At 62.5% G+C, this 15015-nt stretch carries 15 protein-coding genes; all 15 read left to right on the top strand.

Annotated elements, in window-relative coordinates; genetic code table 11:
- The first annotated feature begins 23 nt into the window (after positions 1–23).
- Positions 24–938, top strand: a complete 915-nt coding sequence (locus BSF40_RS22110; protein ID WP_053160139.1) for a LysR family transcriptional regulator — start codon at positions 24–26, stop codon at positions 936–938.
- A gap of 181 nt (positions 939–1119) precedes the next feature.
- Positions 1120–1791, top strand: a complete 672-nt coding sequence (locus tag BSF40_RS22105; protein ID WP_256585637.1) for a GntR family transcriptional regulator — start codon at positions 1120–1122, stop codon at positions 1789–1791.
- A gap of 114 nt (positions 1792–1905) precedes the next feature.
- On the top strand, positions 1906–2838 hold the full coding sequence (locus BSF40_RS22100) for a 4-hydroxyproline epimerase (protein ID WP_095966742.1): 933 nt from the start codon (positions 1906–1908) through the stop codon (positions 2836–2838).
- Complete coding sequence (locus BSF40_RS22095) at positions 2835–3950, top strand: FAD-binding oxidoreductase (RefSeq protein ID WP_095966741.1); 1116 nt, start codon at positions 2835–2837, stop codon at positions 3948–3950. Before BSF40_RS22100 ends, BSF40_RS22095 begins: the two co-directional genes overlap by 4 nt.
- Entirely contained in the window at positions 3943–4179 is a 237-nt protein-coding gene (locus BSF40_RS22090; protein WP_095966740.1) for a 2Fe-2S iron-sulfur cluster-binding protein, read from the top strand. Before BSF40_RS22095 ends, BSF40_RS22090 begins: the two co-directional genes overlap by 8 nt.
- Positions 4176–5432 carry an FAD/NAD(P)-binding oxidoreductase gene (locus BSF40_RS22085; protein ID WP_095966739.1) on the top strand — a complete coding sequence of 419 codons (1257 nt, stop codon included), beginning with the start codon at positions 4176–4178 and terminating at the stop codon, positions 5430–5432. The genes BSF40_RS22090 and BSF40_RS22085 overlap by 4 nt, the downstream gene beginning before the upstream one ends.
- Positions 5433–5506: 74 nt before the next feature.
- On the top strand, positions 5507–6256 hold the full coding sequence (locus BSF40_RS22080; protein WP_033052353.1) for an AraC family transcriptional regulator: 750 nt from the start codon (positions 5507–5509) through the stop codon (positions 6254–6256).
- A gap of 408 nt (positions 6257–6664) precedes the next feature.
- Positions 6665–7483: a transporter substrate-binding domain-containing protein gene (locus tag BSF40_RS22075; protein WP_095966738.1), complete on the top strand. Its 819-nt coding sequence runs from the start codon at positions 6665–6667 to the stop codon at positions 7481–7483.
- Between the two features lie 10 nt (positions 7484–7493).
- On the top strand, positions 7494–9272 hold the full coding sequence (locus tag BSF40_RS22070) for an aconitase X (protein WP_095966777.1): 1779 nt from the start codon (positions 7494–7496) through the stop codon (positions 9270–9272).
- Positions 9265–9930: an amino acid ABC transporter permease gene (locus BSF40_RS22065; RefSeq protein WP_007997725.1), complete on the top strand. Its 666-nt coding sequence runs from the start codon at positions 9265–9267 to the stop codon at positions 9928–9930. The genes BSF40_RS22070 and BSF40_RS22065 overlap by 8 nt, the downstream gene beginning before the upstream one ends.
- Positions 9931–9940: 10 nt before the next feature.
- On the top strand, positions 9941–10591 hold the full coding sequence (locus BSF40_RS22060; RefSeq protein WP_095966737.1) for an amino acid ABC transporter permease: 651 nt from the start codon (positions 9941–9943) through the stop codon (positions 10589–10591).
- On the top strand, positions 10584–11306 hold the full coding sequence (locus BSF40_RS22055; RefSeq protein ID WP_047530195.1) for an amino acid ABC transporter ATP-binding protein: 723 nt from the start codon (positions 10584–10586) through the stop codon (positions 11304–11306). Before BSF40_RS22060 ends, BSF40_RS22055 begins: the two co-directional genes overlap by 8 nt.
- A 117-nt stretch (positions 11307–11423) precedes the next feature.
- Positions 11424–12452, top strand: a complete 1029-nt coding sequence (locus BSF40_RS22050) for a proline racemase family protein (RefSeq protein ID WP_007997730.1) — start codon at positions 11424–11426, stop codon at positions 12450–12452.
- 126 nt (positions 12453–12578) lie between these two features.
- Positions 12579–13496 (top strand): dihydrodipicolinate synthase family protein, encoded by a 918-nt coding sequence (locus BSF40_RS22045; RefSeq protein ID WP_095966736.1) that lies wholly within the window; start codon positions 12579–12581, stop codon positions 13494–13496.
- A 72-nt stretch (positions 13497–13568) separates the two neighbouring features.
- Positions 13569–14963, top strand: a complete 1395-nt coding sequence (gene abaF, locus BSF40_RS22040; RefSeq protein WP_095966735.1) for a fosfomycin efflux MFS transporter AbaF — start codon at positions 13569–13571, stop codon at positions 14961–14963.
- Positions 14964–15015: the final 52 nt, after the last annotated feature.

The following is a 15015-nucleotide window of genomic DNA, read 5'->3' as shown; positions in this document are numbered from 1 at the left end:
TGCTGACTCTGCCAGGACTCCAGATGAATCGTAATGACCTGCGTCGTGTCGACCTGAACCTGTTGATCGTTTTTGAAACATTGATGCACGAACGCAGCGTGACCCGTGCTGCGGAAAAACTGTTCCTCGGCCAGCCGGCCATCAGTGCGGCGCTCTCGCGCCTGCGCGGGTTGTTCGATGACCCGTTGTTTGTGCGTACCGGCCGCAGCATGGAGCCGTCCGCCCGGGCGATCGAGATCTTCGCCCTGCTCTCGCCGGCTCTGGATTCGATTTCCACCGCGGTCAGCCGTGCGGCCGAGTTCGATCCTGCCACAAGTACCGCCGTGTTCCGCATCGGCCTTTCGGACGACGTCGAATTCGCCTTGCTGCCCATGCTGCTCAAGCGCCTGCGCGCCGAATCGCCGGGGATCGTGCTGGTGGTGCGTCGGGTCAACTACATCCTGATGCCAGGGTTGCTGGCCTCCGGCGAGATCTCCATCGGCGTCAGTTACACCACCGACCTGCCGGCCAACGCCAAGCGCAAGGTACTGCGCCGCAGCCAGCCCAAGCTGTTGCGCGCCGACACCGTGCCGGGGCCATTGAGCCTGGATGATTACTGCGCGCGCCCCCATGCACTGGTGTCGTTCGCCGGCGACCTCAGCGGCTTTATCGATGAAGAACTGGAAAAGCTCGGGCGCAAACGTCATGTGGTGCTCGCAGTGCCGCAGTTCAACGGCTTGAGCACCTTGCTGGCCGGTACAGACATCGTCGCAACCGTGCCGGACTACACGGCCGATGCACTGACGGCCGCGGGCGGTGTGCGCGCGGAAGATCCGCCGTTGCCGGTGCGCAGCTTTGAACTGCACATGGCGTGGCGCGGGTCGCAGGATAATGATCCGGGGGAGCGCTGGTTACGGTCGCGGATTCAGATGTTCTTTGGGGATCCGGATAGTCTCTGAGAAGGGTTGGCTGCCTGATCGGCTATGCAGCGGGCAATCCTTCCAGCGTAAACCATGGCAAACGGTGAAATGGGCGCGGCGCAAGCCTGAATGAAAACGGGCGCACCGACGTCGAACCGGGGAAGATCAGCAAAAGAATTTCGTATACCCTAGCGCTATCTCACTCCAAATGACCGCCGCCGTGAACCTACCCAAACTCAACGCACCCGACCTCGGTAACACGCCTTCGACGTCGGAAATCATCACCCGCCATCTGCGGGATGCGATTGTCGCCGGGCATTTTGCCGAGGATGAACCGATCCGCCAGGACGACATCGCCCGCCAGTTCAATGTCAGCAAGATCCCGGTGCGCGAAGCCCTCAAGCGCCTGGAGGCCGAAGGGTTGGTGATGTTCCAGCGCAATCGCGGGGCGATGGTCACGCGGGTTTCCGATGCGGAGCTGGCGCAGATGTTCGAAGTGCGGATGTTGCTGGAGGACAAGATTCTGCGCCTGGCCATTCCGAACATGACCGAAGAGACCTTCGCCCGTGCCGAGCGCATCTGTCAGGAATTCATTGGCGAGGACGACGTGGGGCGCTGGGCCGAGCTCAACTGGGAGCTGCATTCCTGCCTGTACGAGCCTGCGCAGCGACCGTTTCTGGTGAGTCTGATCCGTTCGGTCAACGACAAGCTGGAGCGTTATCTGCGCATGCAGATGAGCTTGTCGGCCGGTAAGGAACGGGCCGATCACGAACACCGCGAGATCCTGGCGGCCTGCCGCGCCGGGGATGTGGAACTGGCGGTGAAGCTTCTGGACGAGCACATTGCCGGCGTCTGCACGACCCTGTTCGAGCACCTGCCCCACCCCCACTGACCGCTGTGGATGCTGTGCCGATTTCGTCATCGACGCAGACTAAATCCATCAAGCCGACACCCCGCCGCACGGGCCACTCTTGCGTTCACTCAACCGAATGGACGTGGCCCTCCCATGAAACGCATCTCTGTGATCGACTCCCACACCGGTGGCGAACCGACCCGCCTGGTGACCGCCGGCTTTCCTGAGCTGGGCACCGGCAGCATGGCCGAACGGCGCAAGGTATTAGCCGAACAGCATGATCAATGGCGCGCCGCCTGTATGCTGGAACCACGGGGCAGTGACGTACTGGTGGGCGCCCTGCTCTGCACGCCGGTGGACCCTGGCGCCTGTGCCGGGGTGATTTTCTTCAATAACACCGGTTATCTGGGCATGTGCGGCCACGGCACCATCGGCCTGGTGGCGTCGTTGGCGCACCTGGGCAAGATCGGCCCCGGCGTGCACAGCATCGAAACGCCGGTGGGCACGGTGCAGGCAACCCTGCACGAAGACCATTCGGTGAGTGTGCGCAACGTGCCAGCCTACCGTTATCGCGAGGCGCTGGCGGTGCAGGTACCGGGCATCGGCCAAGTGGTCGGTGATATCGCTTGGGGCGGCAACTGGTTTTTCCTGGTCGCCGAGCACGGCCTGCGGGTGGCCGGCGACAACCTCGAAGCGCTGACCGCTTACACCTTCGCCGTGCAGCAGGCACTGGAAGCCCAAGGCATTCGCGGTGAAGACGGCGGCTTGATCGATCACGTCGAGTTGTTCGCCGATGACGATCACGCCGACAGCCGCAACTTCGTGCTCTGCCCCGGCAAAGCCTACGACCGTTCGCCCTGCGGTACCGGCACCAGCGCCAAACTGGCATGCCTGGCGGCCGACGACAAGTTGCAACCGGGGCAGATCTGGCGCCAGGCCAGCGTCATCGGCAGCGAGTTCGAGGGTTCCTATGAACTGCAGGGTGAGCGCATCGTGCCGACCATTCGTGGTCGCGCGTTCATCAGTGCCGAGGCGAGCCTGATCATCGAACAGGACGACCCGTTCGCCTGGGGCATTCGTCCATGAACGAGGGCCAGGTGGCCGATGTGATCGTGATCGGCGCCGGCATTATCGGCGCCGCCTGTGCCCAGGCGCTGGCCCGTCGCGGCTTGCAGGTGCTGGTACTGGACGCCGGTCTGCACGGGGCCACGGCCGCCGGCATGGGTCACTTGCTGGTACTCGACGACAACCCCGCCGAACTGGCCCTGAGTCAGTATTCATTGCAGCGCTGGCGCGATCTGGGCGCAGACCTGCCCGACAGCTGTGCCTACCGCTGCAACGGCACGCTGTGGCTGGCGGCCAATGCCGAAGAAATGGCGGTGGCCCACAGCAAATTCCTGAACCTGCAAGCTCAGGGCGTGGCTTGTGAACTGATCGGCGCCAGTGCCCTGCGCCAGCGCGAACCGGAACTGAGCGAAGGACTGGAAGGCGGCTTGCTGATCAATGGCGACGGCATTCTATACGCCCCGGCGACGGCCGGATGGATGCTCGAAACACCGAACATCCGCCAGCGCCGGGCACGCGTCAGTGCGGTCGATGGCAACCGTGTCTGCCTCGATGATGGTCGTTGGTTGAGTGCCGATGCCGTGGTATTGGCCAACGGTATTCAAGCCAACGAGCTGTGCCCGGAATTGCCCATCGTGCCGAAAAAAGGCCACTTGCTGATCACTGATCGCTACCCCGGCAGCGTCACCCACACGCTGGTCGAACTGGGTTACGTCACCAGTGCCCACAACGCCACGGGGCCGTCGACCGCCTGCAATATCCAGCCGCGCCCCACCGGACAACTGTTCATCGGGGCCTCGCGGCAATTCGCAACCACCGACCCGCAGGTCGAAGGCTGGATGCTCGCCAAGATGCTCAAGCGTGCCGCCGAGTACATGCCGGGGCTGGCCCGGCTCAATGGCATCCGTGCCTGGACCGGTTTCCGCGCCGCCAGCCCCGACGGCTTGCCGCTGGTGGGTCAACATCCACGACATCAAGGCTTGTGGCTGGCAGTCGGTCACGAAGGACTGGGCGTAACCACCGCCCCCGGCACCGCCGATCTACTGGTGGCGCAACTGTTCAACGAAACCCCGCCACTGGCCGCACAACCTTATCTGCCCCAGCGTTTTCTCGGAGAACCGGTCTATGCCTGAATTGTTGCTGGACGGCCACGCCCTGAAAGTCGCCGAAGGCACCAGCATCGCCGCTGCCCTGGCGTTGGCCAGTGACGGCTGCACGCGCACCTCGGTCAGCGGTCAGCGCCGTGCGCCGCTGTGCGGCATGGGCATTTGCCAGGAATGCCGGGTGACCATCGATGGCCGGCGTCGCCTGGCTTGCCAGACCCTGTGCCGTGACGGCATGCAGGTGGAGACTCGCCCATGAATGAATACGCTGATCTGTTGATCATTGGCGCGGGCCCTGCCGGGATGAGCGCCGCCCTTGCCGCCGCCCCCAGCGGCGCCCGCATTGTCATGCTCGACGACAACCCGCTGCCGGGCGGGCAAATCTGGCGCGACGGACCTCAAGCCAACGTGCCCGGTCAGGCCCGGCGCCTGCGCGAGCGTCTGGCGTCGTGCAACAACATCCGCCATCACGCCGGTACTCGGGTGATCGCCAATCCCGGCGCGAAACAACTGCTGGTGGAAGATGACGACCATGGCTGGTTGATCGGCTACGACAAACTGATTCTGTGCACCGGCGCCCGTGAATTGCTGCTGCCCTTCCCCGGCTGGACCCTGCCGGGTGTCACCGGTGCGGGTGGTTTGCAGGCACTGATCAAGGCCGGTTTGCCGGTGCAAAACGAGCGCGTGGTGATCGCCGGCAGCGGCCCGCTGTTACTGGCCAGTGCCGCCACCGCCAAACAGCATGGCGCGCAAGTACAACGCATCGCCGAACAAGCCAGCCGCAGCGCCGTCGCCGGTTTCGCCGCGCAACTGCCGCGCTGGCCCGGCAAATGGCTGCAATCGTTCAGCCTGTTCGACCACCGCTACCGCACCGCCACCCACGTATTGGCGGCGCTTGGCACCGACCGAGTGGAAGGCGTGCGCCTGCAACAACAAGGCAACATCGTCGAACTGGAATGTGATCGGCTGGCCTGTGGATTCGGGTTGATTCCGAACATCCAGTTGGGTCAGGCACTGGGTTGCGCCATCGAAGATCAAGCCATCGCGGTGGATGCCTGGCAGGCCAGCAATCGCGCCGATCATTATGCGGCGGGCGAATGCACAGGGTTCGGCGGCAGTGAGCAGGCCTTGGTGGAAGGTGCGATTGCCGGCCACGCTGCGGTCGGCAATCTGCAAGCCGCCAGGCAATTGTGGCCGCGCCGGGCGCGCTGGCAGGGTTTTGCCAAGGCGCTGAACAGCGCGTTCGCCCTCGACCCGCGACTCAAGTCCCTGGCCCAACCCGACACCCTGGTTTGCCGCTGCGAAGACGTGCCCTACGCGGCATTGACCGGTCACTCTGACTGGCGCGAAGCCAAACTCGCCAGTCGCTGCGGCATGGGCGCCTGCCAGGGCCGGGTGTGTGGCGGCGCAGTGCAGCATTTGTTTGGTTGGCAGCCCTCGGCACCGCGCCCCCCCTTCAGCCCGGCGCGGATCGAAACCTTGATGTCCCTGGACGATACCCCGCCGGCGTGATGACCACGCCTGGGGTTTCGGCCACGGTGCCGAGTCTCTATGATCCCGGGGGTCACCCTCAGACTCCCGGCGCCATGTATCCATCGCTCACCACCTTCAAACCTTGCGACCTGCCGACGCTGCTGAACAGCCTTCAGCCCATCGCGCCGTTGCTCGATACCTTGTCGGACGTGGTGTTTTTCATCAAGGACTGCGAGGCCCGCTACGCCTTCGTCAACCAGACCCTGGCCCGGCGTTGTGGTTTCAAACACAGGGACGAGCTGCTGGGGCGCACCGCCGAAATGGTCTTCCCGGAACGCTTCGGTCCGCTGTACACCGAGCAGGATCGGCGCGTGCTGTCCAGCGGTCGCGAACTGGCCGATCAGCTGGAGCTGCATTTGTATTATGGCAATCAGCCGATCTGGTGCCTGACCCACAAACTCGCCTTGAAGGATGAACAGGGTCGAATCGTGGGCCTGGCCGGAATCTCCCGCGACCTGCAATCGCCGCAGTCGAACCATCCGGCGTTCCAGAAACTCGCCGCCGTGGATGCCCATATCCGCCGCCACTTCGCCCGCTCCATCAGCCTCGCCGAACTGACCGCCATCGCTGGCTATTCCGTGGCGCAATTGGAGCGGCACTGCAAACGGGTGTTCCAGCTCACCCCACGGCAAATGATTCACAAGGCGCGCCTGGAAGAAGGTTCGCGGTTGTTACTGCACACCGAATTGCCGATTACCGAGATTGCCTTGCGCTGTGGTTACACCGACCACAGTGCCTTCAGCCGGCAGTTTCGGGCGCTGACCAGTTTGTCGCCGAGTCAGTATCGCGATAACCAGCGTTAGGCGGGTGATGAAGAGTGTTCTTGCGGGCCTCATCGCGAGCAAGCTCGCTCCCACAGGGGATTGCATTTACCTTGCGCACGCGGTCAATTGTGGGAGCGAGCTTGCTCGCGATGAGGCCCGCCCATCCACCACAAAACCTGCAATGAACCGATAAGCAGGCACGCACCTCTCACCTGCCAGTGTTCCTTAAAGGTGCGTCCACGCTACCGCTGCTCCCATACGTAACACCTGTCCTCACTGCCTTGGCGTCAACTCGCTACGGGTTGCACCGCTACAAAACCTCTACGCCAAGGCCTGACAACTAATTCACCCCTCGGACTGGAAATAGGCACGCTGATTGCTATTGTTAATATCGTATACGAAATCCCCAATACGATATTCAACAGCACTTCACGTCACGAGGCCTCTATGAAAAACCCCGCATTTGCCGTAGCCCTCAGCGCTGTTCTCAGTACCTCCTTTATCGCCACTGCCCAGGCCGACAAGCTCGACGACATCATCGGTTCGGGCAAGCTGCGCTGCGCCGTGACCCTGGACTTCCCGCCCATGGGCTTTCGCGACGCCAGCAACTCGCCGGCCGGCTTCGATGTGGACTATTGCCGCGACCTGGCAAAGATCCTCGGGGTCGAGGCCGAAGTGGTGGAAACGCCGTTCCCGGATCGCATTCCGGCACTGGTCTCCGGGCGGGCTGACGTGATCGTCGCGTCCACCTCCGACACCCTCGAACGCGCCAAGACCGTTGGCCTCACCGTGCCCTACTTTGCCTTCCAGATGGTGGTGCTGACCCGCGACGACACCGGCATCAACAACTTCGACGACCTCAAGGGCAAAGCCGTGGGCAACACCAGCGGCACCTATGAGGCCATCGCCCTGGAGAAAGACGTGAAGAACTGGGGCTCGGGCAGTTTCCGAGCCTACCAGTCGCAAAACGATACCCTGCTGGCCGTCACCCAAGGCCACATCGATGCCACCGTGGTCACCAACACCGTGGCCGCCGCCACCCTCAAGTCAGGCAAATACAAAAACCTGAAAGTCGCCGGTAACGCCCCTTACGTCATCGACTACGTGTCCCTGGGCGCCAAGCGCAGCGAGTACGGCCTGCTCAATTACCTCAACCTGTTCGTCAACCAACAGGTGCGCACCGGTCGCTACAAGGAGCTGTTCGTTAAATGGGTCGGCACCGAGATCTCGCCGACCAACCTGACCGTGCCTCAGGTCTACTACTGAGATGTCCGGCATGCCTGGGCCAATGTCTCTGAGCGGGCGCAGCCTGGTGGCGGGTGCCGCGCAAGGCGCCCTGCTGTTCGCCGATGTCGGCTTGAGTTTCTGGGGCGGAGTCGATCCCTGCACGGGTGAAGTCATCGACCGCCATCACCCGCTCAGCGGCCAACACCTGGCCGGCCGCGTGCTGGCGATTCCCAGTGGTCGCGGCTCGTGCACCGGCAGCAGCGTGTTGATGGAACTGATCAGCAATGGCCATGCACCGGCGGCATTGGTGCTGGCCGAAGCCGACGAGATCCTGACCTTGGGCGTGCTGGTGGCGCAGACCATTTTTGCCCGTTCCCTGCCGGTGCTGTGCATCGGTCGGGAGGCCTTCGCCGCCTTGCGCGGCCAGGCCTTCGCCCGGGTCGAAAACACAACGCTGAGCCTGTTCGATCACCTGCCGGGCGACGCCTGGCAGGCGCTCGACAGCCCATTACCAGACACTGACAGCATCGCCTCGATCAGGCTCACCGAGCACGATCGGGCGCTGCTCGATGGCCGGCATGGCAAGGCCGCGCAAATGGCCATGCAGATCGTCCTGCGTATGGCCGAACTGCAGGGTGCCGACCAGTTGGTGGATGTCACTCAAGCACACATCGACGGCTGCATTTACACGGGACCTGCGAGCCTGCGCTTTGCCCGGCAGCTGGTGCAATGGGGAGCAAAAGTGCGAGTGCCCACCACGCTCAATTCAATTTCCGTCGACCAGCGCCGTTGGCGTGAACTGGGTATCGACCCGGCACTGGGTGAACCGGCCAGTGCCTTGGGCGATGCCTATATGGCGATGGGCGCACAGCTCAGTTTCACCTGCGCGCCGTACCTGCTCGACACTGCACCGAAGGCTGGCGAGCAAATCGTCTGGGCGGAATCCAACGCAGTGGTCTACGCCAACAGCGTGCTCGGTGCACGCACCCTGAAATACCCGGATTACCTGGACATCTGCATCGCCCTCACCGGTCGTGCCCCGCTGATCGGCTGCCACCTGGACGCGCAACGCAAGGCTCGGTTGCAGATCGAGTTGCCTGCCCTCGGTGAACTGGACGATGCCTTCTACCCGCTGCTGGGTTACCACATTGGTGCCCTGGCCGGCAGTCGCGTGCCGCTGGTGCTGGGACTGGAAAAACGCAAGCCGAGCCTGGACGACCTCAAAGCCTTTGGCGCGGCCTTCGCCACCACCTCTGCGGCGCCACTGTTCCACATCGCCGGGGTCACCCCGGAGGCCATTGACCCGGCGCAGGTGCTGGATGCGGACACTTCCATCGCCGTGGAAAAAATCCGCCTGAAGGACCTGCTGCGCAGTTGGCGCGAACTCAACAGTGCTCGCGATAACCGGGTGGATGTGGTGTCGCTGGGTAACCCGCACTTTTCCCTCAGCGAGTTCGCTCACCTGGCGCGACTGTGCCGGGGACGACAAAGACACCCGGATGTGGTGCTGGCCATCACCTGCGGCCGTGCCGTGTTGGAGCAGGCCCGCGAGGCCGGGCACATCGCCGTGATCCAAGCGTTTGGCGCGACCCTGGTCACCGACACCTGCTGGTGCATGCTCGGCGAACCCGTAATCCCTCTGGCAGCTAAAAACCTGATGACCAACTCGGGCAAATACGCCCACTACGCACCGGGCCTGGTCGGCCGCAAGGTGCACTTCGCCAGCCTTGCCGAATGCGTCGACGCGGCCTGCACCGCAACGGCCAGTGGACGTTTGCCGGCCTGGTTACAACCTGCTGCCCTACTGGAGAGCCCTGCGCATGTTTGACTACAGCTTCCAATGGCGCTCCGCCCTGCGCGCCCTGCCGGACATGCTTGCCGGTGCCATCGTCACCTTCGAAACCGCCGCGCTGTCGATGATCTTCGGCGTGCTGATCGCCCTGGCCCTGACAGTGATGCGCGAGGCCAAACACCCGTTACTGCGCGGGTTCGGCAACGGTTGGGTATCGATTGCCCGCAACACCCCGTCGCTGTTCCAGATCTACATCCTCTACTTCGGCCTCGGCTCGCTGAACCTGCACGTCAGTTCCTGGTTCGCCCTGCTGGCCGGGATCACCTTCAACAATGCCGGGTATCTGGCGGAAAACTTTCGCGGCGGCCTCAAGGCCGTGCCTGACACGCAGGTGCGTGCGGCGCGTTCCCTCGGCATGAGTGCCTTCCAGGCCTACCGCATGATCATCGTCCCCCAACTGCTGCGGATCGTGTTCTACCCGCTGACCAATCAGATGGTCTGGGCGGTGTTGATGACGTCGCTGGGGGTGATCGTCGGACTAAACAATGACCTGACCGGTGTGACCCAGGAATACAACGTCAAAACCTTCCGCACCTTCGAGTATTTCGCCATCGCAGCGGTGCTGTATTACTTGATTGCCAAGGCGATCGTCGCGGCAGCCCGGCTGATGGCCTGGCGGTTGTTCCGTTACTGAGGAGCTGTCCATGTTTTCCACCGATTTTTCCTCGAATGACCTGATGTTCCTGCTCAACGGTGCGTGGGTCACGATGCAACTGACGTTCTGGTCGATCATTCTCGGTTCCTTGGCCGGGTTGTTATTCGGCCTGCTGCGGGCCTTGTTGCCACGGGCCAGCCTGCCGTTGGCCTGGGTGCTGGACGTGTTTCGCAGCGTGCCGTTGCTGATCCAGTTCGTACTGTTCAACTCACTCAAAAGCATCATCGGCCTGAACATCAGCGCCTTCAGCGTCGGCTGCATTGTGTTGGGGGTTTACGCTGCGGCGTACTTCACCGAGATCGTGCGGGCCGGCGTGCTGGCGGTGCCGTTCACCGTGCGCCGGGCCAGCCGTTCGCTGGGGCTGAGCTTCTTGCAGGACTTGCGCTGGATCGTCCTGCCGATGGCCACCCGGGTAGCGTTCCCCGGCTGGCTGAACCTGGTGCTCGGTGTCATGAAAGACACCGCGCTGGTGATGTGGATCGGCATCGTCGAACTGCTGCGCGCCTCGCAAACCATCGTCACCCGCATCCAGGAACCGTTGCTGGTGCTGTGCATCGCGGGCCTTATCTACTACGTCATGAGCCTGGTGGTCGCACGCCTGGGCGCTCGTCTGGAAAGAAGGTGGCAAGAAAATGATTGAGATCGACAACGTACATAAATCCTTCGGCAACCTCGAAGTGGTCAAGGGCGTCAACCTGACGGTGAACAAGGGCGAAGTGGTGTCGATCATCGGCGGCTCCGGCTCCGGCAAATCGACCTTGCTGATGTGCATCAACGGCCTGGAACCGATCCAGAAAGGCAACATTCGCGTTGACGGCGTCGAGGTCCATCACAGCGCCACCGACCTCAATCGCCTGCGGCAGAAAATCGGCATTGTGTTCCAGCAATGGAATGCCTTCCCGCACCTGACGGTGCTGGAAAACGTCATGCTCGCGCCGCGCAAAGTGCTGGGCAAAAGCAAGGCTGAGGCTGAAGAACTGGCGGTGAAGCAACTGACCCACGTCGGCCTGGGCGACAAGCTCAAGACTTTCCCTGGCAAGCTGTCCGGTGGACAGCAACAACGCATGGCCATCGCCCGCGCCCTGGCCATGTCACCGGACTACATGCTGTTTGACGAAGCCACCTCGGCCCTCGACCCGCAGTTGGTCGGTGAAGTGCTGGACACCATGCGCATGCTCGCCGAAGACGGCATGACCATGGTGTTGGTGACCCACGAAATCCGCTTTGCCCGGGACGTGTCCGACCGTGTGGCGTTCTTCCGCAATGGCCTGGTGCATGAGATTGGTTCGCCGGATCAGGTGATCGGCAATCCGGTGCATGCGGAAACTGCGGCCTTCCTGAAATCAGTGAAGTAGCGGATGGCCCCTTCGCGAGCAAGCCCGCTCCCACAGGGTTTAATGGTGTACACAAAATCAGTGTGGGAGCGGGCTTGCTCGCGAAAGGGCCCTAACAGACAAAACAAGGAGCAAGCCATGCGTTCATCAAAAGTCATTCATGTAGTCAGCTGCCACGCCGAAGGCGAAGTCGGCGACGTGATCGTGGGCGGTGTCGCCCCGCCGCCCGGCGCGACAGTGTGGGAACAGTCGCGCTGGATCGCCCGGGACGAAACCCTGCGCAACTTCGTCCTCAACGAACCCCGCGGCGGCGTATTCCGCCACGTCAACCTGCTGGTCCCGGCCAAGGACCCACGGGCGCAGATGGCCTGGATCATCATGGAACCGGCGGACACCCCGCCGATGTCCGGCTCCAACTCGTTGTGCGTCGCCACCGTATTGCTCGACAGCGGCATCCTGCCCATGACCGAGCCGCAAACCCGCCTGGTGCTGGAAGCGCCCGGCGGCCTGATCGAAGCCGTGGCCGACTGCCGCGATGGCAAGGTGCAACGGGTGGAAGTGAAAAACGTGCCGTCCTTCGCTGATCGCCTGGATGCCTGGATTGAAGTCGAAGGCATCGGCTCGCTGAAGGTTGACACCGCTTATGGTGGCGACAGTTTTGTGATTGCCGATGCCCAAGGCCTGGGTTTCTCCATCCGCCCGGATGAAGCGGCCGATCTGGTCGCGGTCGGGCTGAAAATCACTCGAGCGGCCAACGAACAACTGGGCTTCGTGCATCCGCTGAATCCCGAGTGGTCGCACATTTCCTTCTGCCAGATCGCCGCGCCCATCGTCCATGAGAACGGCATCGCCACCGGCGCCAATGCGGTGGTGATTCAACCGGGCAAGATCGACCGTTCCCCCACCGGTACGGGTTGCTCGGCGCGCATGGCGGTGTTGCAGGCCAAAGGCTTGATGCAGGTTGGCGAGCGCTTTGTCGGCCGTTCGATTATCGGTTCGGAGTTCCACTGCCGCATTGATTCGCTGACCGAAGTTGCCGGCCGCGCCGCGATTTACCCGTGCATTTCCGGCCGGGCGTGGATCACCGGCACCCATCAATTGCTGCTCGACCCAAGCGATCCGTGGCCACAAGGCTATCGCCTGTCCGACACCTGGCCCGGCGCCTGATCACGCAATCCCTGCCCCCCAGACCAACGGCCAGTAAAAACCCCTGAAAAACCAAAAAAAGCACTAGCCGAGCATTGTCATTTTAAATATCGTATACGAAATACAATTAACGAACCGGAGGTAACAATGAGCAAGCGCATTAACTGGAGTGGCGTCTTCCCAGCGGTGACCACTCAATTCAACGATGACTTCTCCATCAACCTGGAAAAAACCCATCAGGTGATTTCCAACGTGATCCGCGACGGCGTGTCGGGCCTGGTGGTCTGCGGCTCGGTGGGTGAAAACACCTCGCTGACCGCCGAAGAGAAAATCGCCGTGACAGAGGTCGCTGTCGATGCCGCCCGTGGTCGCGTACCGGTGATTTGCGGCGTGGCCGAGTTCACCAGCCTACAAGCGGCCAAGGTCGCCAATGCCGTACGCCGGGTCGGCGTCGATGGCGTGATGCTGATGCCGGCGCTGGTCTACGGTTCCAAGCCGTTCGAGACCGCCGAGCATTACCGCTACGTGGCGAAAAACGCCGACGTGCCGCTGATGGTCTACAACAACCCGCCTATCTATAAAAACGACGTCACCCCGGACATCCTGATTTCCCTGGCCGACTGCGACAACGTGGTGTGTTTCAAGGATTCTTCCGGCGACACCCGCCGCTTCATCGACGTGCGCAACGAAGTCGGTGACCGTTTCGTGTTGTTCGCCGGCCTCGACGACGTGGTGCTGGAAAGCATCGCCGTGGGTGCCGAAGGTTGGGTCTCGGGCATGTCCAACGTGTTCCCGAAAGAAGGCGAAACCATCTTCCGCCTGGCCAAGGCCGGTCGTTTCGCTGAAGCCATGCCGATCTACGAATGGCTGATGCCGATCCTGCACCTCGATGCCCGTGCCGACCTGGTGCAGTGCATCAAACTGTGTGAAGCCATTGCCGGTCGCGGCAGCGCCTTGACCCGTCCGCCACGCCTGGCCCTGCCGGAAGCCGACCGCGTATTCGTCGAGCAGATCATGGCCAAGGCGCTGGCCAACCGCCCGGAACTGCCGGACGTCGGTCTCTGAGTGATTGCCGGGCGGGTCTTTACTGGCCCCGCCCGGCTGCCCGTTTTTTGCGTTTCAACAAGGTACGTCAGCATGTCGAATCCTCAACACACGCAAAGCGCAACCACACCCTCGGGACTCAAACGCGTGGTGGCCGCCGCCATGGCTGGCACCGTCGCCGAATGGTATGAATTCTTTCTCTACGGCACCGCCTCGGCATTGGTTTTTGGCAAGCTGTTCTTCCGCCAGACCGACAGCCCCATCGACGGCATCATTGCCGCCTTCGCCTTGTACGCGGTCGGCTTTCTCGCCCGGCCGTTAGGCGGCTTGGTATTCGGTCACTACGGTGACAAATTCGGCCGCAAACGCCTGCTGCAACTGAGCCTGGTAGTGGTCGGCATCACCACCTTCCTGATGGGTTGCCTGCCTGGCTTCGACCAGATCGGTTACGCAGCGCCAGTGCTACTGGTGCTGTTGCGGTTGATCCAGGGCTTCGCTTTCGGTGGCGAATGGGGCGGCGCGATTCTGCTGGTGTCTGAACACTGCCCGGACAATCGTCGGGGCTTCTGGGCCAGTTGGCCGCAAGCCGGGGTGCCGGCCGGCAACCTGGTGGCCACGCTCGCCCTGCTGCTGTTGTCGTCGAACCTGTCAGAGCAACAGTTCCTTGCCTGGGGCTGGCGCGTGGCGTTCTGGTTCTCGGCGGTAGTGGTGTTGATCGGTTACTGGATTCGCACCAGCGTCGATGACGCGCCGATCTTCAAGGAAGCCCAGGCCCGTCAGGCCCAGACCAAACAGCAACAGTTCGGTGTGGTGGAAGTACTGCGTCATCACTGGCGTTCGGTGCTGGTGGGAATCGGCGCTCGCTTTGCCGAGAACATCCTCTACTACACCGTAGTGACGTTCTCGATTACCTATCTGAAACTGGTGGTGCACAAGGACACTTCGCAAATTCTGCTGCTGATGTTCGGCGCGCACCTGGTGCACTTTTTCCTGATTCCCCTGATGGGCTATCTGTCGGACATCATCGGGCGCAAGCCGGTGTACCTGACCGGCGCGGTGCTCACAGCGTTCTGGGGTTTCATCGGTTTCCCGATGATGGACACTGGCAACAACTGGCTGATCATGGCCGCCATCACCCTGGGCCTGGCCATCGAGTCGATGACTTATGCACCTTACTCGGCGCTGATGGCTGAACTGTTCCCGACCCACGTACGCTACACCGCTCTGTCCCTGTGCTACCAGGTGGCGCCGATTTTCGCCGGTTCCCTGGCACCGCTGATCGCCATCACCTTGCTCAACAAGTACCACAGCTCGACTCCGATCGCCTGGTATCTGGTGGGCGCCGCGCTGATTTCCGTGGTGGCTGTCGGCCTGACCCGCGAGACCCGTGGCAAGTCATTGCGCCAGGTGGATGCCGAGTCGGCGGCGCGGGTTGCTGCGCTGGACCCAGCCTCAACTGGCCCACGCCGGGCCGACTCTCTGGCGTAGGAGCGAGCTTGCTCGCGATGGACGTCAACGATAACGCGTGTTGTCTGAATGG

This window comes from Pseudomonas sp. ACN5, assembly GCF_002303975.1.
GTDB lineage: Bacteria > Pseudomonadota > Gammaproteobacteria > Pseudomonadales > Pseudomonadaceae > Aquipseudomonas > Aquipseudomonas laurylsulfatiphila.
The sequence above is the reverse complement of the archived record's forward strand: the minus strand, read 5'-3'. Positions and strand labels throughout refer to the sequence as shown.